Here is a 22,463-nt window from a genome sequence, read left to right on the forward strand (position 1 = left end):
CTGATGACGTCGAGAATCCGGTCGGCGTCGCCAAGCTCCGCTTCCAGCGGAACCCGGGCGAGAATTCGGCCATCGGCGCCGGTGACGAGGACGTGGCGTCCCGCCGCGATGCCCCAGGATGGAATGAGATCGGGCAGCAGCTTCTGCAGGCGTTCGATCGACGTCTGGCGATCCGGCCTGATGACGCCGATGCGGTCGAGACGCTCGGCGAGCAGGTCGGCCAGCGCCGACACATCCCGCTTCATCGAGGCACGCTTCTGCCGGCTCTGGTCGATCACCTGCACGAAGGCGCCAATGCAGATGGTGATCAGGAATGCGATGATGAGGGTAGGGACCGCGCGGCGGAGCGCCGGTTCCGCGATCAACAGCCGATGATAGGCAGGTTTCGCGATCGACTGCGCCAATCCCTTGATCGAATCGGATTGGACGCATGGGCTCGCCGCGTGTGCGCGCGCCATGCCTTTGGCCCCCTAGATACTTGTTATTGTCACCCATTCGAGAGAGCCCCCGGCCACTCTCGAATCACAGGGATTTGAATCGGTTTTTTCCGCGCTGTCGAGAGTCAACGATTCGTTAATGCAAAATAAATCTTGTCCAACGGAGAATCGGAACCCTGAAATTGGCGGGAAGTGAGTCCGAAACAAGAACGCCGACGTCAATTACACGAAGGAGTCATGCGCCGGCTGTTCTTCACCTCTCCCGAAGGGAGAGGTGAAGAGTCTCCGCTGCTTTCGCGCAGCGATCAGCGTTGCCGCCTCACTCCGCATAGGGCGGTTCGGCATGGCTGATGACGCGCTTCACGCTCGGGAAGGCGCGGCGCAAGGCGCGTTCGATTGCGTCGACGTTCTCATGAACCTTGATGACGCTCATCGAGGGGGCAGCGCGGCAGTGGAAGTTGACGATCTCGCCGGCATCGGTGTTACGGACCCGGACATTGTGGATGTCATGGATCTCGCCATCGGCGGCAAACCGCGACAGCGCCGCCGCAATCTCCCCGACGCGGTCCGGCGGCGCGTCGGTTCCGAGCGGCAATTCGGGTTCCAGCGGCTCGATATGGGTATCGACCTCGACGTCGGCGCCGAACTCGTCGCGAATACTGTGCTCCAGGTCGTGGGCGATCTCGTGCGCCTGCGTCAGCGGCATCTCGCCGTCGACTTCGAGATCGATGCTGACGGTGAGCTTGCCGCCGAGATCGTGCACGGTGACGTGATGGATCGCCAGCCCCGAATTGCGGGCGATCACCATGATGCGCTCGCGCACGCTCTCATTGTCGCGCGCGACGGGAACCGCGGTGAATGTCAGGTCGGCATCGCCGAGCGCCTTGGCGACGGCGTCCTGCGCTTTGCGTTTGATCTCCTCGATTCGGTCGATGGGCCAAGTGCGCGGCACCTGCACGATGGCGTCGATGAAATGCGTCGAGCCGACCATCCGTACCCGCAAGCGTTCGACGTCGATCACCCCTAGCACCGCCTTGATCGCGGCGGTGGCTTTCCGTGCCGCGCCTTCGGGCGCGCGATCGAGCAGGGTTTCGATGGTGGAGCGCCCCAGCTTCAGGCCGAGCACGGAGATCAGGATCGCGACGCCGATGGCGGCGGCGGCATCGCCCCATGCATAGCCGAATCCCGACAGCGCGAGGCCAATGATCACCGCGCTCGATCCGAACACGTCGGAGGCAAAATGCAGCGCGTCGGCTTCCAGCGCCTGGCTTTTGGTGTCGAGCGCAGTGCGATGCAGGGCACGGGCACGCCAGAAATTGACGGCGATATCGATCAGCAGAACCACGAACGGCACCGCGGACAGCGTCGGCGGCGGCGCGCCGTCGCGCAGATGGCTCCAGGCCTGCACTACGATGCCGCCGGCCAGCACATAGAGCAGCGCGATCACGCCGAGCGCCGACAGGCTCTCGATCTTGCCGTGGCCGTAGTGATGTTCCTCATCGGCGGGCTGGTCGGAAACCCTGACCACCAGCCAGGTGATGACGGTGGCCACCAGATCCACCGAGGAGTGCAGCGCTTCGGATATCAACGCGAGGCTGCCGATGGCGACGCCGACCACGAATTTAGTCGCGGCCATGCCGGCGCTTGCAAAAATCGAGATCGCGGCGACGCGGGATTTTATGGTGGTAATGGGGGCGCTCATCGGCGCGGTTTAGCAGGGCACAGCTTGGCGTCAACGCATAGATTGAAGGCTGCAATCGCTACTCATTCGCGACAACACAACGCAGCGTCATCCTGAGGTGCTCGCCCCACTTCGCGGCGAGCCTCGAAGGATGGGCCACAAGCGCCCGTGGCCATCCTTCGAGACGCCGCGCAAGAGCGCGGCTCCTCTGGATGACGATGGAAAAGTGTGGCTGCTACTGCGTCACCACGATCTTGCCGAGGTGCTTGTTGGCTTCCATGTGTTCGAAGGCTTCCGCGATCTTGCCGAATGGATAGACCTTGTCGATCGGCAGCTTCAGCTTGCCCGATTCTACGGCGGGCCAGATGTCCTTTTTGACCTCGTTGAAAATCTCGCGGATTTCCTCGATCGAGCGGGTGCGGAAGGTGACGCCGATATAATGGATGCGGCGGGCGGCATGCAGATCAAAATTGAAATCGCCGTGGGTGCCGCCGAGCCGGCCGACATTGACGATGCGGCCGAGGATTTTGGTGGCCGCAAGATTCTGGTTGGCGACCTTGCCGGAGACTTGGTCGACGATCAGGTCGACGCCCTTGCCATCCGTCGCCTTGAGCACCTGATCGACCCAGCCGGGATCGGAGGAATCCACCGCGAGGTCGGCTCCGAACTCTTTTAGGCGCTCGCGACGCGTCTCGTCGGTGGACGAACCAATGACGAGTTTGGCGCCCTTCTGTTTCGCGATCTGCATCGCCATCAGGCCGACGCCGGAGCTGGCGCCCTGAATCAGCACGGATTGGCCGGGCTGCAATCCGCCGTTGGTGACCACCGCGTTGTGCATGGTCGCGAGCGCGACGGGGTAGGTGGCCGCTTCCTCAAAACTCATGTTCGAGGACGACGGGATATGGAACAGCCGGCCGTGATCCGCCAGCGTATACTCCGCGAAGGCGGCGGCGCCCGAGCCCATCACCCGGTCGCCGACTTTGACGCCCTTGGCGTCGGGACCGAGTTCGGCGACTTCTCCGGCCCACTCCATGCCGAGCACGGCGCCGACGCCGCCGGCGCTGCCGTGGGCGTGGCCCTTGGTCATGCCGAGATCGGCGCGGTTGAGGCCATTGGCGCGGACGCGGACCAGCACCTGCGTCGCCGTAGGGGAGGGCTTTGCAACATCGGTGATTTCAGCGCCGTTGGCGCCGTAAACGAAGGCTTTCATCGGGGCATTCTCTCAGTAACAGGAGTCTATCGATTGTCATTGCGAGCGTAAGCGAAGCAATCCAGCTTTCTTTCGTCATGGCCGGGCTTGACCCGGCCATCCATCTTCTTCGAAAAAGACTACTTGCGCAGAAGATGGATACGCGGGTCAAGCCCGCGTATGACGCATTCGGTTCTGGATTGCTTCGTCGCAAGGGCTCCTCGCAATGACGGAGTACTCACAATGACGGATTATTCCGCGGCTTCGCGCCGGCTGCCGGACATCATGCCTTGAAACCGGCGCTGGATGATGGCTTCGGCGTCACGCATGATGCGCAAGATGAGTTCGGCGCAACTCGGGATGTCGTGGATCAATCCCTGCACTTGCCCCGCGGACCAGATGCCTTCATCGGCGTTGCCGGTTGAGTAGACCATCTTGCCGCGCGCGCCGGCGACGAGATCGCGCACCTGCTCGAAGGTGGCGCCTTCCTTTTCCATCGCCACCACCTTGGTGCTGACCGCGTTTTTAGCGACGCGCGAGGTGTTGCGCATGGTGCGGAAAATCAGCTCGGTCTCGCGCTCGTCATTGGCGACGATCTTTTCCTTGATCAATTGATGGATCGGGCTCTCCCTGGTGCACATAAACCGCGTGCCCATGTTGATGCCCTCGGCGCCCAGCGCCAATGCCGCGACCAAGCCGCGGCCGTCGCCAAAACCGCCGGACGCGATCATCGGGATCTTGACCTTGTCGGCGGCGACCGGAATCAGGATCAGGCCCGGAGTGTCGTCTTCGCCGGGATGGCCGGCGCATTCAAAGCCGTCGATCGAGATTGCATCGACGCCCATCCGTTCCGCCGACAGCGCGTGGCGCACGCTGGTGCATTTGTGCACGACCACGATGCCGTGCTTCTTGAATTCGGTGACGTGTTCCTGCGGCTTGTTGCCGGCGGTCTCGACGATCTTGATGCCGCTCTCGATGATGGCCTGGCGGTATTCCGCGTAAGGCGGCGGTTTTATCGACGGCAGGATGGTGAGGTTGACGCCGAACGGCTTGTCGGTGAGGCCGCGGCAGCGCGCGATTTCCTTGGTGAGGTCTTCGGGCGTCGGCTGCGTCAGCGCGGTAATAAAACCGAGCGCGCCGGCATTGGCTACGGCGGCGACCAACTCGGCGCGGCCGACCCACTGCATGCCGCCCTGCACGATCGGATGCTCAACCCCGACCAGTTCGGTAAATCGCGTCTTGATCATTCGGCCCTCTTTATTTCCCGGCGCGATTAACCGCGCACTTTCAGGGGGAGGATGCCGTCACATTCCGTAAATGTCCACTGCTGCAATGGCATTCACCATTGTGCCAATAACAGTCACCAGAAGTTACCTTCGAACACTCAATTTGCCAGCCCGGCTTTCTTGACCAAGGTCAGGCGGCCACCGCTGTCTCCGGGTGCGGCGGGCGGCGAGAGCGGACAATGAGGCCTCCTCGCAGCAAATGTGTGGCCTGTGCGGCGTCAACCGGGCGGCTGAAATAGTAACCCTGCGCGAATTTGCAGCCCGCCGACGACAAGTACCGCGCCTGACCGGCATTTCGACGCCTTCCGCAATCAAGTCGGTGTTCCGCCAAATGAATCGCGGCGCGAACCACCGTTGCGTGCCGGATTTCCGTGGTGCGTTGGAAGATCAGCTCCTGCGCAATTTTGATCCGGTCAACCGGAAAGTTGGTAAGATAGCTGAGCGATGAATAACCGGTTCCGAAATCGTCGATCGCAAGTTTCAGTCCGAGCGCTCGCAGACGCGCAATGACATCGCAATGATGCTGGGTGGCTTCACGATATGCACCAAATTCACGGCGTTCTTGGCGCCGAGTTTCTGCATGATATTTGCACGATGGAACTCGATCGTCCGGGGACTGACATCGAGCGAGCGCGCCGTCTCCTTGCTGGAGGCGCCGCGCACGATGTAAGCCAGGACAATTCGCTCGCGCGCTGTCAACAGCTCGTGACCCGGGAACGGCCGCGATAGCACGAACAAGGCGCCGCTGAGGTTCTTGATCTCGCGCTTCGCCTGCTTGAGTTCGGGCGTTTCCAGAAATTCCCATTGGTCTCGCCGCCGGGCGACCGTGAAATGGTGGGCGCGCGCAACGTCGAGTAGATCGACCGCACGGCTGGCGCCGAGCGCATAGGTGCACAGCACAAGCATTGGCCAGTCCTGCATCATTTCGGCCAATTCGTGTTCGTATTCGCAAAACTCCTTCCAGAGATTGTTTTCCATCCAGAATGCGTTGCCGCTGATCCGCAACCCGTCGAAGCCCTTGTCGAGAGCGAACTGCAATTTTTCATGCCAGCCGCTGGTGATCTTTTTTGAATCGACTTCGCCGCCTTGGAGATACCAATTGTAACCGGGGAGGATCTCCAGTTGGTTTGCCGCTATGCGACCATCGAGATCAGGAACATCACGACGCAACGCAGCCCAAGCGTCCTCCTGCGTGATCGGTTGCGAGATCGCCCAAACGCAATACTCGTTGTCGTCGAGGCCGGCCTTGATATAGGCGGCGTTCGTGTCGAGCAGATCGTGCTTCGTCTCGTAAAACAGGCAGATGTGCGCGCCCCACGGCATCGCATCCGCGACGCGAATGCCGGTGCTACGCAGCGGCGTCGGGCCATTGTGATTGGAAGAACCGCGCGGATGGGAATGTCCAGCCGGTGGTTTACGCCACCTTGGTCGCCCGGAGGCCTTCATTGTGGCTCCGCAATCATCTCGCTCGACAAACAATAGTAACTGCAATCTCTCGCCTATCTTGCGCTCAATAACGCCCTTCGGCAATGGCTTGAACGGCAAAAGCTGCTGACTATACCTGCGCGCCAGCTTTCGTCCTGCGATACTATGTTTGATTTTGCAACCTGTAAGCGCCCGCGGCCGGATTGGAGGTTCGACGTCCGGCAAAAAGCGAGCGCCAGCTACGCGGTGACTGCAAATGACGGCGGCGCTTCGCGCGCGATCAACTCCGGTACGCCGATAACTGGTTCGAAAGCGGTCTCGGTCACTCCGTTCTCAAATAGCTTCCGAAGTTTTTTCCCGTAATCATACCAGTTACATCGATCGGAGACTTCTGGAATACTGGGAAATGGAAACTGGATTGGAAAACAATGAAGACCATGTCAGCAAGTGGATGCAGCGAAAAGCAAGCGAGTTCCCGCATCGGAATGCGCGGCGCCGGCAATGCTCCGCACAAACCCTTGAAGCTCACCGCGACTCTGAAGCGAAGGGCTCTGAAGAAGAAACAGAAAGCTACCTGAAAACAGCGATTGTTCCCGGTTCGGAATAAAGCCGTGTGGAAAGCTTGGCAATAGGAGACCAATCGCAATGAAGAGGCGAACGCACGACGCCGAACATGCGCAGAGCAACCTCAGAACAGTCCCCGAACAAAGTCTGTCTACGCTCTGGCCGGATTTGAAGGACCGGGCACGAAACGCGCGCACGCTGAAATCTTGTCAGGAAGAAAACAGATCGCTAAGAGCTCTCGTCGTTCAACTTTCGGAAATGGTTCTGCGACACGCTTCCAATAAGAGTTGAGTTGAGGGTCTCAACGCTTGCCGGTGGCCTTACATTCGATGCCCTGCGCCGGGCCTCCCTTGTCGACCAGACTGCCTTCGAGAACGTAGGTCTACGTGCCGCACGGCTGAAAGCGAGATAGGTTTCAACCCTTGACCGCTCCCGCGGTGAGCCCGTGGATCAAATGCCGCTGCAGAAAGCCGAACAGCACTGCCACGGGGATTGTGCTTAAGATGACGCCGGCCGACAGCGGCCCCCATTGCACCTCGTACTGCCCGACCATGTAGAGCAGTCCCGCTGACAGCGTGCGCATGCTGGTCTCGGTCGTGAACGAGATCGCGAACAGCAGTTCGCTCCACGATACGACGAACGCGAAAATGGCGGTCGCCGCGATGCCGGGGGCTGCGAGCGGCAACACGATACGGCAAAGCGCGCCGAAGTGATTGCAGCCGTCAATCATCGCGCTTTCCTCGAGGTCGCGCGGAATCGAGCTGAAATAACCGACCATCATCCATACCGTGAACGGCACCGTAAAGGAGAAATTCGAGTAGATCAGCGCCTGGTAGGTATCGATGAGGCCGAGCGCGCGCCATTGCGTCAGCAGCGGGGCGATCAGCAGAACGCTCGGAAACATCTGGGTGGCAAGGAAGATGAGCAATAGCGCATCGCGCCCGGCGAAACGAAAGCGGGCGATTGCATAGCCGGCAAGCACCGACACCAGCGTGGTGGCGACCATCGTGACCGAACACACCCAGAGGCTATTGAAGAAGAACCGGCTGAATGGCGTGACCGGCGAGGTCCAGGCATCGACATAATTCGCGAAGGTGGGATGCACCGGCAGGTACTGCAACGGCGTGGCGTAGAGTTCCTGCCGGTCCTTCAGCGACGTGAGCAACATCCAGATGAACGGCCCGAGCGCAAAGGCGGTAAGCAGCACGAGGCCGATCCACACCACCGGGCCGCGCAGCAATCGCTCGGCAAGGTCGCTCGATGCATGGTGTCGTGTCATCAGGTTTCCTCGACGCCTTTGGTGACGCGGAGATAGACGGTCGTGAATGCCAGCATCACCAGCAGGAGCACAACCGAGAGCGCGCCGGCGTAACCGAAGTCGAGGCTCGAATAAGCCTGCAGAAGAGTGTAGGTCGACGTGATCTGCGTGGCATTGGCCGGGCCGCCGCCGGTCATGACGAAGATCAGGTCGGCATAGTTGAAGGTCCAGATGATCCGCGTCGCGGTCGCGACGACGATGATGGGCCGTAGCAACGGCACGGTGATGTGCCAGAAACGCGCCAGCACGCCGGCGCCATCGACATGGGCGGCTTCGTAGAGCTCGTCCGGTACCGCCTGGAGCCCGGCCAGCAGCATGATGGCGAAGAACGGAATTCCGCGCCAGACATTGGTGAAGACGACCGCCGCCATCGCGAAGTCCGGCGACGACAGCCAGGCGATGCGCTCCTGCATCCAGCCGGCACGGATCAAGAGGTCATTGATGACGCCGTAATTCGGCTGATACAGCCACTGCCAGATCAGTCCCACCACGACTCCCGGGATGATCCAGGGCAGCAGCGTGAGCGTGCGCACCAAAGCGCGCCCCGTAAAAGCCTGCTGCAGCAGCAGGGCGGCGGCAAATCCGAACACGAATTGCAGGATGACCGAGCCGAACACCCAGACCACGGAATTCCACAGCGTCAGCCAGAACACCGGGTCCTGAACAAGGCGGACGTAGTTGCCGAGCCCTATCAAGCGGTAGTCCTGCGGCTTGTACAATACGTCGGCGAACAGGCTCATCTTGATCGCGAGGATGATCGGCACCACGACGGTGGCGAGCAGGCAGAGTGCTGCCGGGACGAGGTATGCATAGCCGATCAGGAGCTTGCGCACCCGCCAGCTGATCAGCGGGCGGGTGCGGGGCCTTGCCAAAGGGAGCGTGGTCATGATCGTTCCCGACGCTTACGACATTTCCTTCTTCAGGATGTCGGCGAAGCGATCGAGGCACTCTTTCGCGGAGATTTTTCCGAGGATCGCCTGCTGGATCAGCGGCACGCCATCGGAGTCTATCCTGCCGCCCCAGCCGGGGTAAGCGAGATAGGGACTGACGATCCCGATCGGGAATGAGTTCACGAAGCCCGCCTGAGCCGGGTCCTTGGCGAATTCCGGCTTCTCAAGGATCGACTTGCGCGCCGGCAGAAGGCCGAGCGTCGCGCAGTATTTGAGGCTCGGCTCTTCCTCGAGCATGAAGCTCATGAATTGCCACGCGCCTTCCTTGTTCCTGGCGCCCTTGAACATGGTGAGCGTCTCGGAGAACCAGAACGAGGCGCGCTTCTTGGCTGGACCGATCGGCAGCGGCAGCGTGGCGAAGTTGCCGGCGCCGACGTTCTTCTTCTGCTGGCCGGCCGAGCCGGAATTGTGCTGGTACATGCTGGTGACGCCGCGCCCGAAGGTTTCGACGATTTCGACGAATCCGTCGGTCGCCGCGCTCGGCGGCGTGACCTTGTGCTTGAGCGCAAGGTCGACATACCAGGCCACCGCGTCGATGGCTTCCTTGGAATTGATTGCCACCTTGCCGTCCTTGAGCACTTCGGCGCCGTTGGCATAGGCGAATTCGCTGGGATAAAGCAGCGCCCAGGTGCCGCTGCCGCGCATCCCGTAGCCGTACTGGTTCTTGTCCGCCTTGGTGAAGGCTTTGGCGATGGCGAGGAATTCGTCCCAGGTCCAGTCCGGTGTCGGCTCCTTGAGGCCGAGTTCTTTCAGGCGGTCGGTGCGGTAGTAAATCCCGTCGAGCGTCACCGAGAGCGGAAGCGAGATGATCTTGTCGTTGATCGTCACGGTCTGCCACGCCGTCGGCGCGACATCCGCAAAATGCTTCCAGGATTTTGCGCGCGCGGTGATGTCCTCGACCGCGCCCATTCCGTTGAACTGGCCGACCCAGTTGTCCCAGACCTGGCAGAGGTCGGGCGGACTTCCACCCGCGATCGAGCTGATCAGCTTCTGACGCGCCTGCGCCTGCGGCACATATTCGACCTGCACCGCGAAATCCTTTTGCGACTGATTGAAACGCTCGACCAGCGAGTTGATCAGCGCGATCCGCGTCGGTTCGGGAACGCTCCATTGAAAACGAACCGGCTCGGCGCCCCACGCCTTGCGCGGGCCAATATACGGAGCATCCCACCAGGCCAGATCGGCTGCAGCGATGACGCCGGTGCCGGCAAGGGTGTGCAGCAGCTTGCGACGAGTTAGCGAACGGCGCTCATCCATTTTGGGCCTCCCGATAGCCAGGCCTTTTCGGCTCTCGTGCCATCATGCCATAGCATTCCGGGCGGGAGAAGGTGCGCGGTCAAATGAGATTCACGTCGCCGATCAGGGCAACGCGATCATGCAAGAACCGCAACCTTTGCCTCCGCCGGCTGCGCGGGAACGCCGTCATACAATCCGGCGATTTTCGCGCGCTGTGCGACCAGCGCCAGCACCGCGTCGATCGACGGCGTCGGGATGCGGGTGAGGCGTCCCATTTCCTGGACCACCGTCACCAGCGGATCGATCTCCATCGGCCGGCTGCGTTCGAGATCCTGCAGCATCGAGGTCTTGTGCGCGCCGACCTTGCGCGCGCCTTCGATCCTGCGTTCGACATCGACGCGGAATTGGATGCCGAAGGTTTCGGCGATGGTTTGCGTCTCCAGCATGATCGCTTTCGACAGCGCGCGCGTCGCCGGATCGGAGCAGATCACATCCAGCGTCGCATGGGTGAGGGCGCTGATCGGATTGAGGCAAACATTGCCCCACAGTTTCAGCCAGATTTCATCGCGAATGCGATCCAGCACCGGCGCCTGCAGTCCGGCCACGACGAATAGCGCGGACAGCCGCTCGACATCCGAACTTTTTTCTCCCGAAGGCTCGCCGAGCGGAAAGCGGTTGCCGTAGACATGGCGGATCACGCCGGGCGCCTCGATCTCGGTCGCCGGATAGACGATGCAGCCGATGGCCCGCTCAGGGCCGAGTTCGCGCCATTGCCGTCCGCCGGGATCGATGCTCTCCAATCTCGAGCCTTCGCACGCGTTACCGTGCTTGTAGAAGTACCAATAGGGGATGCCGTTCACCGCGGTGACGATGCGTGTGTGCGGTCGGAGCAGCGGCTTCATCGCTTCGATCACGCCGGTGATGGAATGCGCCTTCAGGCAGATAATGACGACATCCTGCGGTCCGAGCTCGGCGGGATTGTCGGTACAGCGCGGTCGCGCTACGTGCTCTTCATCGCCGATCAGCAGTTTGAGCCCGTCGGCCTGCATCGCCGCGAGGTGGGCGCCGCGCGCGACCAGGCTGACGTCGGCCCCGGCCTGTGCCAGCTTGACACCGAGATAGCCGCCGATTGCCCCGGCGCCGTAAATGCAAATTTTCACTGTTGTTCTTTAGGCAAGCGCGTACAGGTCCCGGCAGGAACCGATCATGGATCGATGAGAGGCTGTCTCGGCGACGGGGCGCTTGGCCTTATGAGGCGGCGCCTCAGGCGACCGCGGAATGCTGCGCGTCGTTGCCGTTATTTTCGAGCGCGGTGCTGATGTCCTGGATGGTGATCACACCGATCAGGGTGTAGTCGTCGATGACGGGCACATGCCGGATCTGGTGCCTGTTCATCAGATGCCGGACGTGATCGAGCGTGTCAGTCGATTGACACGAAATCAGCTCCTGCACCGAGATCAACTGCGAAACCTTGAGATTGACGCCGGCCGCGCCGTGCTCGGCGATGGCGCGGACCACGTCGCGCTCGGTGAACATGCCGGCGCAAGTATTGCCCTCGGTGCGGACGACGTCCTTGACCACCAGGGCGCTGACGTCGCCGGCGCGCATCAACTGGGCGGCAATGGCGACGGTCTCGTTCATGCGCACCGTCGCGATGCGGGTGCTTTTCTTGCGCAGGATGTCTCCGACTTTCATCGCAACCTCCTTAAGGTCGTTGGCAACTCTATGGTGGTATACATTATGCCAATTGTCAAACTGAATCGTCGATGGTTGTCCTCGAGTTTAAGATGAAGAAGAGGCAGCAATACTGACGTTTTTGAGCGTCACGCCATTAACGCCAGCCTATCACATGCTGACTGCCGCCGCGCTGGAGAACCGCAGGTATACCAGGCCGGAGGATATTTTGTTCGGAACTGTTCGGCATTCAAAACGCCGGCACAAAAAGCGCGCCCATCTGAATGATGAGCGCGCTTTTTTCAGGTCCTGCGGAGGGGTTAAGCCACCTGCGACCTGGCGACCACCACTTTGCGCCACGGCTTGAGCACCACGATGGCGAGCACCGAGGCGAGGATATTCGCGCCGGCGGCGATCAGGAACACAGCGTCCCAGGTCCCCGACGACTGCTGCATGTAGTTCGCCAAAGGCACCAGCAGGGCCGCGGTGCCTTTGGCCGTATAAAGCAGGCCGGCATTGGTGGTGGCGAATTTCGCGCCGAAGGTGTCGGTGCAGGTCGATGGGAAGAGCGAGTAGATCTCACCCCAGGCGAAGAACACCAGGCCGGAAAGGATCACGAACCAGACCGGATCGTGGCCCAGCATGTACAGTGCCCAGATGCCGACGCCTTCGATGCCAAAGGCGATGAACATCGTGTTCTCGCGGCCGATCATGTCGGAGATCCAGCCGAAGAACGGACGCGTCAGGCCGTTGAGGACACGGTCGATGGTCGCGGCGAATGTCACCGCCGTCATCGTCATTCCGACCAAGGTGACCGGGATGGCATCGACCTTCCAGTCGACGGCGATGGGCTTGAGGTTGGCGGTCACCATCAATCCGCCGGCGCCGACGATCACGAACATGAAGTACATCAGCCAGAAAATCGGACTGCGGATCACTTCCATCGGCGCGTAGTTACGCCGCGTCTGCTGCAGGTTTACGTTCTGAACCACCGCGGGGACCTGTCCGGGCTTCGGCGCGAACAGGAAGAAGGCGAGAATCACGATCAGGATGCCTTGCCCGAGACCGAAATAAAGGAAGGTGGCCTGGAAGCCGGAATCCTTGATCATGGCCTGGATCGGCGCCACCGTCAGCGCGGAGCCCGCGCCGAATCCCGCCGCGGTGATGCCGGCGGCGAGGCCGCGTTTGTCCGGAAACCATTTCAGCGCATTGCCGACGCAGGTGCCGTAGACGCCGCCCGCTCCGATGCCCGCGACGATCATGCCGAAGTAATAACCGTTGAGGCTGGTGGCTTGCGCGTTGATCACCCATCCGATGGCGCACAGGATGCCGCCTAACAGAACCACGATTCGCGGGCCGTATTTATCGACGAACCAGCCTTCGACCGGCACCAGCCAGGTCTCGAACAGCACGAACAGCGTGAACGCCCACTGGATCGACGCGCGATCCCATCCGAATTGCTTCTCGATGTCGGGGACGAAGAACGTCCAGCCATATTGATAGTTGGCGATCATCACCATGGCGGCGACGCCGACAGCCAGTTGCGTCCAACGATATGCGTCGCTTACCCGCGCGGCTGCAGGAGCCGCTCCATGAACCATATCCGTCATATTTCCTCCGGCGCTGTTCGTTCTTATGCGACAGCTTTCTCAGCGGCATACTGGTATATGATATGCCAGTAGACAAGAGAAATCTTGACATTTTGTCGCAGTATACGCGTTCGGCTGTGGCGGAAGTACGGGGAAAATCGGCGCGAGACGGCGAGTTCAGCCCGTCCGGCGGCACGCGTTCGCTGCGTAAAGACGGCAGGATGCTCCGCCGGCTGCTATTGCCGCCTAATCAGGCCGCCGCGGCTCGCAGGCGGGTGTAGCCTTGCTGGATCACGGACCAGAACAGCGCGATCAGTCCAAGGATCATGATGGTGCTGACCAGCGTGTTGGAAAAGAACACGCCGAGCGAGCCTTGCGACCCCAGCAGCGACTGCCGGAATGCCTCTTCCGCCTTGTCGCCGAGCACGATGGCCAGCACCAGCGGGGCGAGCGGGTAGTTGCACTTCTTGAGCAGGTAGCCGACCACGCCGAACACCAGCATCAGCATCACGTCGAACGTGCTTGAGTGGACCGAATAGGCGCCGATCGCGCAAAGCACCAGGATGAGCGGCGCGATGATGCTGAAAGGAACGCGCAGGATCGCGGCGAAGATCGGCACGCAGGTGAGCACCACGAACAGTCCGACGAGATTGCCCAGGTACATCGAGGCGATCAGGCCCCAGACGAATTCCTTCTGCTCGACAAACAACATCGGACCCGGCTGCAGGCCCCAGATCAGCAGCCCGCCGAGCAGAACGGCAGCCGTCGGGGAGCCGGGCACGCCGAGCGAAAGCATCGGCAACAACGCCGCCGTCCCCGCCGCATGGGCCGCCGTTTCCGGTGCGATCACGCCTTCGATTTCGCCCTTGCCGAAATTGTTGCCGTTCTTCGAGACACGCTTGGCAATGCCGTAACTCATAAAGGACGCCGGCGTCGCGCCCGCCGGCGTAATGCCCATCCAGCAGCCGATGACGCAGGAGCGCAACGAGGTGATCCAGTACTTGGGCAATTCCTTCCAGGTCTGCAGCACCACCTGCAAATTGATCTTTGCGTTGCCGCCGCGGAAGCTCAGACCTTCCTCCATCGTCAGCAGGATTTCGCCGATGCCAAACAGGCCGATCACGGCGATCAGGAAGTCGAAGCCATTGAGCAGTTCGGTGAAGCCGAATGTCAGGCGCAACTGGCCGGTGATGGAGTCGAGCCCCACGGCCGCGAGCGCAAAGCCGACCATCATTGCCGCAATGGTCTTGAAAGGCGGTTCCTTGCTCAAGCCGACGAAACTGCAAAAGGCGAGAAAGTACACCGCGAATTTTTCCGCGGGCCCGAATTGCAGCGCGAAGCTCGCGACCAGCGGCGCGACAAGCGTGATCATGATGACGGCGAACAGGGCGCCGACGAAGGAGGAGGTGAAGGCCGCCGTCAAGGCTTCGCCGGCCTTGCCCCGCTGCGCCATCGGATAGCCGTCGAACGTCGTCGCCACCGACCAGGGTTCACCGGGTATGTTGAAAAGAATCGAGGTGATGGCGCCGCCGAACAACGCGCCCCAATAGATACAGGACAGCATGATGATGGCCGACGTCGGCGGCATGCTGAAGGTCAGCGGCAGCAGGATCGCCACGCCGTTGGCGCCGCCCAGTCCCGGAAGCACGCCGATGATGACGCCGAGCACGATGCCGACGATCATCACCATAATGTTGAAGGGCTGCAGCGCTACCGCAAAGCCGTGAAAAAGATTGACGATTTCTTCCATCTATCCAAGTCCTGAAAACGAAAGCCGACGCACGACGACGCTAGAGACCGAGCCATTCCTCGATCGGACCCTTGGGAAGCGGGACCAGAAACCAACGCTCGAAAATGAAGTAGGTGACGATGGGCATGCCGAATGCCACGCCGAGGACAACGGGCCAGCTGTATTTGCCGAGCCATCGCATGAACCACCCGATGAAGACGATTGACGCGACATAGAGGCCGGTGAACGGCATGGAACCGACATAGATCGCCGTGGGAACGACCACGCTCATCACCTGACGAAGCTGTCCCCACTCCGCGAAAAGGCCATCGTTATTGTCGCGCAACGTGTTCCATAGATTGACCGCGCTGGAAACCACGATGAAAATTCCGATATAGAACGGAAAGAACCCGGCGCGCGGACCTTCCGCGCCCCAGTTGATTCCAGCCTTGACGCTGCCGACAATCACGATCACGCCGAACAGCGCGATCAGCAGCGTGACGCCGGCTTCCACCGCCTTGTGCGATGGGCCGGCGTTATCTGAGCTATGCGTAGTCATGGAAACTCCATGCGGGCTTGCGAATTCCATGCCCGCCGTTCGCGCTGTGCACCGGTTTGCGGTCGATCAGCTTCCGTCGATCAGTTTCCTGTAGCGAGGAAACCGGCCTCTTTCATCAGGCCTTCGTGGCGCTTTTCCTCGACCTCGACCCACTTGGCATAATCGGCTCCGGTGAGGAAGGTCGTGTTGAACGCGCCGCTCTTCATGAAGTCCTGCCACTCGGGAGTGGCGCGCACCTTTGTGAACAGGTCGATGTAATAGTCGACCTGATCCTTGGTGGCCTTGGGCGACATGAAAATGCCGCGCAGCATCAGATATTCGATGTCGAGGCCCTGCGACTTGCAGGTCGGAATATCTTTCCAGCCCTTGCCGTCCGCAATCTGCTCGTCATAGGTCATCTGCTTGGCATCGAACACGCAAAGCGGACGGAGCTTGCCGCCGCGCCATTGCGCGACCGCCTCGATCGGATTGTTGACCGTCGAATCGACGTGGTTTCCGACCAGCTGAACCGCGACTTCTCCGCCGCCCTTGTAGGGGATGTAGGTCAACTTGGTGCCGGTGGCTTTTTCAAGCGCTACCGTGATGATCTGGTCTTCCTGTTTCGATCCGGTGCCGCCCATCTTCATGGTGCCGGGCGGCGCTTTCTTCAACGCGTCGACGAAATCTTTCGTGTCCTTGTACGGCTTCTCGGCATTGACCCATAGCACGAACTCGTCGAGCGCCAGCATCGCGACCGGAGTGAGATCCTTCCAGCTGAAAGGAATTCCGGTTGCGAGCGGGGTGGTGAACAGATTCGACAGGGTGATGACGATCTTGTGCGGATTGCCGGCCGACGTCTTCAGATCGAGGAAGCCTTCGCCGCCGGCGCCGCCGGATTTGTTGATGACCACCATCGGCTGCTTCATCAGATTGTGCTTGGTGACGATGCCCTGGATGGTCCGGGCCATCTGATCGGCGCCGCCGCCGGTGCCGGCGGGAACGATGAATTCGACCGGCCGCACCGGCTCCCAGGCGGCAACGGCAGGCGCCGTGAAACCGCTCGCGCACAATACGGCGACCGCGCTAAGCGCAATATGTGAGGCAGATTGTTTCATGTTTCTCTCCCATCCAATTCTGACTACTCCGGTCTTTGGCCGGCGTTTTGGCACAGGCTGTCTTGAGCCGTGCGATTCTAGCATCGTTCGGTCGCCCGCGCGCCCCGCGTGTGTCGCAGCGACGGCGACTACCATGTGAGCAGGCTGCCGCGCGCGATAGCAGGACAAAAGTTGAATGCGCTCGGGTTGGCAGGTGCCCATCGCATTGACGCCGTACGGCTTACACCTTCATCGTGTTCCCAAGGGCGCGTTTTTTGTTTTTTTGAGATTCAGCGCTGCCGCCGCATACTCTTGTATGCATTATGCCAGAGCGCAAGCAATTGTAGGCGGGGTGGTCCAAAATGCCGCAGGGTTGCATGGGCGCGCGGCGCCAGCCGTTGCAAAAATGCTCCGGTAAGCCGGCCCATTCGTCGAAAGTATTAATTCGAGACGATTGCCTGTCGGAATTTCATAGGATGTCAGGATGCTGTGCGCCGAGCACTAACGCGCTGAGGTTGTTTGGCGGCCTCTTTCTTTTTTTGTGTTCCGCCAGCTTCTCAAGCTGCTTTTTAGTCGGTCCAATCACACCGATCTGATTCGAGGCTGCCCGCCGGACGGCGGCGCGAGAAAGGGCAACGAGTTCAGTTCGCTTCATGAATCGTCTCCTGCGTCACCCAACAAACTGAACCTGAAGATAATGCGTCATTGCGAGGAGCACTTGCGACGAAGCAATCCAGTCTGCTCTTGCGGCCCTGGATTGCTTCGCTTCGCTCGCAATGACGATTCGTGGGGCGCCGCCTATTCAGCCGCAACCTTCCGCGGCGGATCCAGCGCGCCGGAATCGTGGATCTCCGCGACCTGGTGGTCGCTGAAGCCCAGCACCTGGCGCAGGATTTCGTCGGTATGTTCGCCGAGCAGCGGCGAGCGCGTCACTTCGCTCGGGCTTTCGGACATCTTGATCGGGTTACCGACCGAGAAGTATTTGCCGCGCTCGGGGTGATCGACTTCGACGATGGTGCCGGTGGCGCGCAGCGACTGGTCCTCGATCAGTTCCTTCATCGACAGGATCGGGCCGCAGGGAATGTCGTCCTTGTTGAGGATATCCATGGCCTCGAACTTGGTCTTGGTCATGGTCCATTGCTCGATGCGCGCGAAAATAAGATTCAAACGCGACAGCCGGGCTGGCGGCTTGGCGTAGTCGGGATGGGTCTTCCAGCCCGGCTCGCCGATCACGTCGCAGATCTTCTCCCACACCGGCGCCTGGGTGATGAAATAGATGTAGGCGTTGGGATCGGTCTCCCAGCCCTTGCATTTGAGGATGCGGCCGGGCTGGCCGCCGCCGGAATCGTTGCCCGCGCGCGGCACGGCGTCGCCAAACGGAATTCCCTCGCCGTACTGGCTGTATTCCGTGAGCGGACCATGGGCGAGGCGCTGCTGGTCGCGCAGTTTTACGCGTGCAAGATTGAGCACGCCGTCCTGCATCGCGGCGGTGACCTTCTGGCCTTTGCCGGTCATGGTGCGCTGATAAAGCGCGGTGACGATGCCGAGCGCCAGGTGCAACCCGGTGCCGCTGTCGCCAATCTGCGCGCCGGTGACCAGCGGCAGGCCGTCGCGGAATCCGGTGGTCGATGCCGAGCCGCCGGTGCATTGCGCGACGTTCTCATAGACCTTGCAGTCTTCATATGGACCGGGCCCAAAACCCTTGATCGAGGCCACGATCATTTTCGGATTGATGCTCTGGATTTTCTCCCACGGAAATCCCATGCGGTCGAGCACGCCGGGCCCGAAATTCTCTACCAGCACGTCGCAGCTCTTGATCAGCGCGGTCAGCACTTCCTTGCCCTTCGGGTTCTTGGTGTCGAGCGTGATCGAGCGCTTGTTGTGGTTCAGCATGGTGAAATACAGGCTGTCGACGTTCGGCACGTCGCGCAGCTGACCGCGCGTGATATCGCCGACGCCGGGGCGCTCGACCTTGATCACGTCGGCGCCGAACCAGGCCAGCAACTGCGTGCAGGTCGGTCCCGACTGGACGTGGGTGAAATCGAGGATGCGAACGCCCTTCAGCGCCTTGGTCATTTGTCTTGCTCCGTTAAATCGATATCGTCCTGCCCACGGTAGGGGACGTCATTTCTTCTTCAGCTTGCTCTGCGGATTGAGATTGCCGATACGGCCGCTCTCGCTGCCGGCCGCAGGATCCAGCACCGCGTTGATGAGGGTCGGCGTGCCGCTATCCATCGCGGCATTGACGGCGCGCTTGAGTTCATCGGGGCTGGTCGCATTGACGCCGACGCCGCCAAACGCTTCCATCATCTTGTCGTAGCGCGAACCCTTGACGAAAACGGTCGGCGCCGGGTCGGAACTGACGGAATTGACGTCGGTGCCGCGATAGATGCCGTCATTGTTGAAGATGACGATACAAACCGGCAGCTTGTAGCGGCAGATCGTCTCGACCTCCATGCCGGAAAAGCCGAATGCACTGTCGCCTTCGATCGCGAGCACGGGCTTGCCGGTTTCGATCGCCGCGGCGATGCAATAGCCCATGCCGATGCCCATGATGCCCCAGGTGCCGACGTCGATGCGCTTGCGCGGCTGATACATGTCGACGATGCCGCGCGCCAGATCGAGAGTGTTGGCGCCTTCGTTGACCAGGATGGCGTCCGGCCGCTCCTTGACGATGGTGCGCAGCACGCCGAGCGCGCCGTGGTAATCCATCGGCACGTTGTTGTTCATCAGCCGCGGCGCCATCTTGGCGACGTTCTCGTCACGCTTGCTGGCCACCGTCTTGATCCAGTCGGCCACCTTCAACGGGAAGGGGTCCTCACCCTTCGCGTCGAGCATCGCCGCAACGCACGAGCCGATGTCGCCGACGACCGGGGCGACGATCTCGACGTTCGAATCCATTTCCTTCGGCTCGATATCGATCTGGATAAATTTCTTCGGTTCGGTGCCCCAGGCCTTGCCCTTGCCGTGCGACAGCAGCCAGTTCAAACGCGCGCCGATCAGCATCACGACATCGGATTGCGCGAGCACGGTCGAGCGCGCGGCACCCGCGCATTGCGGATGGGTGTCGGGGAGCAGGCCCTTGGCCATGCTCATCGGCAGGAAGGGAATGCCGCTCTTTTCGACCAGTTGGCGGATCGCGTCGTCGGCCTGGGCATAGGCCGCACCCTTGCCGAGAATGATCAACGGCTTCTTGGCGCTCTTGAGCACATCGAGTGCGCGCTTGATCGAATCGGGTGAAGGAATCTGCGCTGGCGCCGGGTCGATCACTTTCACCAGCGACTGCCGGCCCGCCTCCGCATCCATCACCTGGCCGAACAGTTTTGCGGGCAGGTCGAGATAGACGCCGCCTGGACGGCCCGAAACCGCGGCGCGGATGGCACGCGCGAGACCAATGCCGATGTCCTGCGCGTGCAGCACACGGAACGCCGCCTTGCACAGCGGCTTGGCGATCGCAAGCTGATCCATCTCTTCATAGTCGCCCTGCTGCAGGTCGACGATCTCGCGTTCGGACGAGCCGGAGATCAGGATCATCGGAAAACAGTTGGTGGTGGCGTGGGCGAGCGCGGTCAGGCCGTTGAGAAAGCCCGGCGCCGACACCGTGAGACACACGCCGGGCTTTTTGGTCAGGTAACCTGCGATCGACGCCGCATAGCCGGCGTTCTGCTCATGACGGAACGAGATGACGCGGATGCCCGCGGCCTGAGCCATGCGGCCGAAGTCGGTGATCGGGATGCCGGGCACGCCATAGATGGTGGTGAGGCCGTTGAGCTTGAGCGCATCGATAATGAGGTTGAAGCCGTCGGTCTGCTCGCGTTCGGCCTCAGTGGTATTTGCGGCAATGCTCTGTACTGTTGCGGACATTCCGCCTTCTCCCTGATCGTTTTCTTGGTTCGGACGAGTTCATCGTCTTCTGTAAAAAGGTCTAGTTGAACAGTTCCTGGCCGTGCGCCTCGACATAGGCCGCGAGCCCCAGCGTGTGGTCGCGCGCGCGCTTTTCAGCGAGCTCGGTATCGCGCTCCTCGAGCGCTTCGATGATAGCCAGATGCTCGGGCAGCGAGGTCGCGGTGCGATCGACGCGTCCGATGGTCAATTGCCGGTAGCCGCGCACATGCAGCAGGATGTCGTTGGTCATGTCGACCAGAACAGGCGATTCGCTCAGCGAAATCAGCGCCTGGTGGAAGGCGATGTTGGCCTTGGAATATTCCTCGACATGGTCCTGCGGCAGGCGGTCCTTGCCGAAATGCTTGAAGAAGTCGCGCAGCGCGGAGATGTCTTTTTTGCGCGCGGTGGTGGTGATCAGCCGCGCCGCCATGCTCTCGAGCGCGGCCCAGGCGCGGATCATGTCGACGATCTCCGTCTTGGTCCGGCGCACCACGACGATGCCGCGGCGCGGCACGGTTTTCACAAAACCGTCCTGCTCCAGCATCGCGATCGCTTCGCGGATCGGCGTGCGGCTGACGCCGAGACGCTCCGACAACGCGCGCTCGTCGAGCATGACCTGCTCAGGCGTGGCGTAGATGTCCATCTTCAGAATGGCTTCCTTCAAGGCTTCATAGGCCTTGTTTTTGAAGCTGGTCTCCGGTGCAATGCGGACGATTGCAATTTCTGCTTCAGCCATGATGGGTGGCGCCTTGGTTTGTTTCCGTGCGGGCATGACTGGTCTCCTCCAACAGGAGACGTCTTAATAGCAGAATAAATCCGCTCGTTTTTTGGCATACCAGATACCACCATGTCAAGTTGCCCTTGTTTTCGGCGTTCGCCGGGGCGAGGGTGACTTGACAAGCTTGTTTCTGGCATACCAAATGCCATAAAGCCGCTCGTCGGGCAATTTTACCAAAGAAACGGACGTCAGGGAGAAGCCAATGTCTCATTCCAAGGATGCGGTTCGCAAGATTCTCGACGCGGTGAAAGCGGACAAGCGCAGCAGTCTCACGGCGCCCGAGGGCAAACTGGTCTGCGACGCCTATGGCATCCCGGTTCCCAGGGAAGGCGTGGCGAAATCCGCGGCCGAGGCGGTCAAGCTCGCGAGCGACATGGGTTTTCCGGTGGTGATGAAAATCGTCTCGCCGGACATCCTGCACAAGACCGAGGCCGGCGGCGTGATGGTGGGCGTCAAGACCGCCGCCGATGTCGAAAAGAATCATGCGGCGATCCTGGCGAACGCCAAGAAATACAAGTCGGATGCCAAGATCGAAGGCATCCAGGTGCAGCAGATGCTGCTGGGCGGTCAGGAAGTCATCATCGGTGCGGTGACCGACGGATCGTTCGGCAAGCTGGTGGCGTTTGGTCTCGGTGGCGTGCTGGTCGAGGTGCTGAAAGATATCACCTTCCGCCTTGCGCCCGCCACCAAACAGGACGCGCTGTCGATGCTGGACGGCATCCAGGCCCACGAGATGCTCAAAGGCGTGCGCGGCAGCGATCCCACCAACCGCGATGCGATCGCCGACATCATCGTCAACGTCTCGCAGCTCATTACCGACTTCCCGGAAATTTCCGAGATGGACCTCAATCCGGTGTTCGCGACCAAATCGGACGCGATTGCCGCCGACGTCCGCATTGTGGTCGATTTCGACCCAAAACCGCCGCGTCCGCGTCCGAACCACGACGATATCGTGCGCCAGATGAACCGCATCATGAAGCCGAAGTCGGTGGCGGTGATCGGCGCCTCCGCCGAGACCGGCAAGATCGGCAACTCGGTGATGAAGAACCTGATCAACGGCGGCTACAAGGGCGAGATCTATCCGATCCAT

20 protein-coding genes and 1 pseudogene are annotated in these 22,463 nt (G+C 61.0%); 2 read left to right on the forward strand and 19 right to left on the reverse strand.

The features are described 5' to 3' along the window. The 6 genes and pseudogenes from VGP39_RS03820 to VGP39_RS28110 all read right to left on the reverse strand — a co-directional run. Positions 1-458: pseudogene (locus VGP39_RS03820) on the reverse strand (PAS domain-containing sensor histidine kinase); the annotation flags it as partial. A gap of 298 nt (positions 459-756) precedes the next feature. Continuing rightward, positions 757-2,139, reverse strand: a complete 1,383-nt coding sequence (locus VGP39_RS03825; protein ID WP_327566776.1) for a cation-efflux pump — start codon at positions 2,137-2,139, stop codon at positions 757-759. Between the two features lie 214 nt (positions 2,140-2,353). Further along, positions 2,354-3,328, reverse strand: coding sequence for a zinc-binding dehydrogenase (locus tag VGP39_RS03830; RefSeq protein ID WP_327566777.1), 975 nt, complete (start codon positions 3,326-3,328; stop codon positions 2,354-2,356). Positions 3,329-3,558: 230 nt separating this feature from the next. Beyond that, positions 3,559-4,554: a nitronate monooxygenase family protein gene (locus VGP39_RS03835; protein WP_327566778.1), complete on the reverse strand. Its 996-nt coding sequence runs from the start codon at positions 4,552-4,554 to the stop codon at positions 3,559-3,561. Between the two features lie 169 nt (positions 4,555-4,723). Continuing rightward, entirely contained in the window at positions 4,724-5,101 is a 378-nt protein-coding gene (locus VGP39_RS28105; RefSeq protein WP_414644556.1) for an EAL domain-containing protein, read from the reverse strand. Next, complete coding sequence (locus VGP39_RS28110) at positions 5,074-6,039, reverse strand: MEDS domain-containing protein (protein ID WP_414644555.1); 966 nt, start codon at positions 6,037-6,039, stop codon at positions 5,074-5,076. Before VGP39_RS28110 ends, VGP39_RS28105 begins: the two co-directional genes overlap by 28 nt. Before the next feature lie 385 nt (positions 6,040-6,424). Between VGP39_RS28110 and VGP39_RS03850 the strand changes: the two genes are divergently transcribed. Continuing rightward, positions 6,425-6,625 carry a hypothetical protein gene (locus VGP39_RS03850; protein ID WP_327566779.1) on the forward strand — a complete coding sequence of 67 codons (201 nt, stop codon included), beginning with the start codon at positions 6,425-6,427 and terminating at the stop codon, positions 6,623-6,625. Between the two features lie 372 nt (positions 6,626-6,997). On the opposite strand, the gene VGP39_RS03855 is transcribed toward VGP39_RS03850, so the two are convergent. The 13 genes from VGP39_RS03855 to VGP39_RS03915 form a co-directional block, all read right to left on the reverse strand. Then, the gene (locus VGP39_RS03855; RefSeq protein ID WP_327566780.1) at positions 6,998-7,861 is read right to left on the reverse strand and encodes a carbohydrate ABC transporter permease; all 864 of its coding nucleotides are present in this window, start codon (positions 7,859-7,861) and stop codon (positions 6,998-7,000) included. Next, on the reverse strand, positions 7,861-8,787 hold the full coding sequence (locus VGP39_RS03860; protein WP_327566781.1) for a sugar ABC transporter permease: 927 nt from the start codon (positions 8,785-8,787) through the stop codon (positions 7,861-7,863). Before VGP39_RS03860 ends, VGP39_RS03855 begins: the two co-directional genes overlap by 1 nt. A 15-nt stretch (positions 8,788-8,802) precedes the next feature. Beyond that, entirely contained in the window at positions 8,803-10,107 is a 1,305-nt protein-coding gene (locus VGP39_RS03865) for a sugar ABC transporter substrate-binding protein (protein ID WP_327566782.1), read from the reverse strand. 116 nt (positions 10,108-10,223) lie between these two features. Then, entirely contained in the window at positions 10,224-11,246 is a 1,023-nt protein-coding gene (locus tag VGP39_RS03870) for a 2-dehydropantoate 2-reductase (protein ID WP_327566783.1), read from the reverse strand. A 103-nt stretch (positions 11,247-11,349) separates the two neighbouring features. After that, the gene (locus VGP39_RS03875) at positions 11,350-11,781 is read right to left on the reverse strand and encodes a CBS domain-containing protein (RefSeq protein WP_327566784.1); all 432 of its coding nucleotides are present in this window, start codon (positions 11,779-11,781) and stop codon (positions 11,350-11,352) included. Between the two features lie 299 nt (positions 11,782-12,080). Beyond that, positions 12,081-13,370, reverse strand: a complete 1,290-nt coding sequence (gene oxlT / locus VGP39_RS03880) for an oxalate/formate MFS antiporter (RefSeq protein WP_327566785.1) — start codon at positions 13,368-13,370, stop codon at positions 12,081-12,083. Between the two features lie 229 nt (positions 13,371-13,599). Further along, positions 13,600-15,099 carry a tripartite tricarboxylate transporter permease gene (locus VGP39_RS03885; protein ID WP_327566786.1) on the reverse strand — a complete coding sequence of 500 codons (1,500 nt, stop codon included), beginning with the start codon at positions 15,097-15,099 and terminating at the stop codon, positions 13,600-13,602. Between the two features lie 40 nt (positions 15,100-15,139). Further along, a complete protein-coding gene (locus VGP39_RS03890) occupies positions 15,140-15,637 on the reverse strand; it encodes a tripartite tricarboxylate transporter TctB family protein (protein ID WP_327566787.1) in 498 nt (165 codons plus the stop codon). 80 nt (positions 15,638-15,717) lie between these two features. Next, entirely contained in the window at positions 15,718-16,731 is a 1,014-nt protein-coding gene (locus tag VGP39_RS03895; RefSeq protein WP_327566788.1) for a tripartite tricarboxylate transporter substrate binding protein, read from the reverse strand. Between the two features lie 448 nt (positions 16,732-17,179). Then, complete coding sequence (locus VGP39_RS03900) at positions 17,180-17,365, reverse strand: hypothetical protein (protein WP_327566789.1); 186 nt, start codon at positions 17,363-17,365, stop codon at positions 17,180-17,182. A 143-nt stretch (positions 17,366-17,508) separates the two neighbouring features. Next, positions 17,509-18,786, reverse strand: a complete 1,278-nt coding sequence (gene frc / locus VGP39_RS03905) for a formyl-CoA transferase (RefSeq protein ID WP_327566790.1) — start codon at positions 18,784-18,786, stop codon at positions 17,509-17,511. Positions 18,787-18,834: 48 nt separating this feature from the next. Next, the gene (gene oxc / locus VGP39_RS03910; RefSeq protein WP_327566791.1) at positions 18,835-20,574 is read right to left on the reverse strand and encodes an oxalyl-CoA decarboxylase; all 1,740 of its coding nucleotides are present in this window, start codon (positions 20,572-20,574) and stop codon (positions 18,835-18,837) included. Positions 20,575-20,635: 61 nt separating this feature from the next. Then, the gene (locus VGP39_RS03915) at positions 20,636-21,367 is read right to left on the reverse strand and encodes a GntR family transcriptional regulator (RefSeq protein ID WP_327566792.1); all 732 of its coding nucleotides are present in this window, start codon (positions 21,365-21,367) and stop codon (positions 20,636-20,638) included. 208 nt (positions 21,368-21,575) lie between these two features. Between VGP39_RS03915 and VGP39_RS03920 the strand changes: the two genes are divergently transcribed. After that, on the forward strand, positions 21,576-22,463 hold an 888-nt coding region (locus VGP39_RS03920), incomplete at its 3' end, for an acetate--CoA ligase family protein (protein WP_327566793.1).

The sequence above is a fragment of the Bradyrhizobium sp. genome (assembly GCF_036009065.1).
In the GTDB taxonomy this organism is placed as follows: Bacteria; Pseudomonadota; Alphaproteobacteria; order Rhizobiales; family Xanthobacteraceae; genus Bradyrhizobium.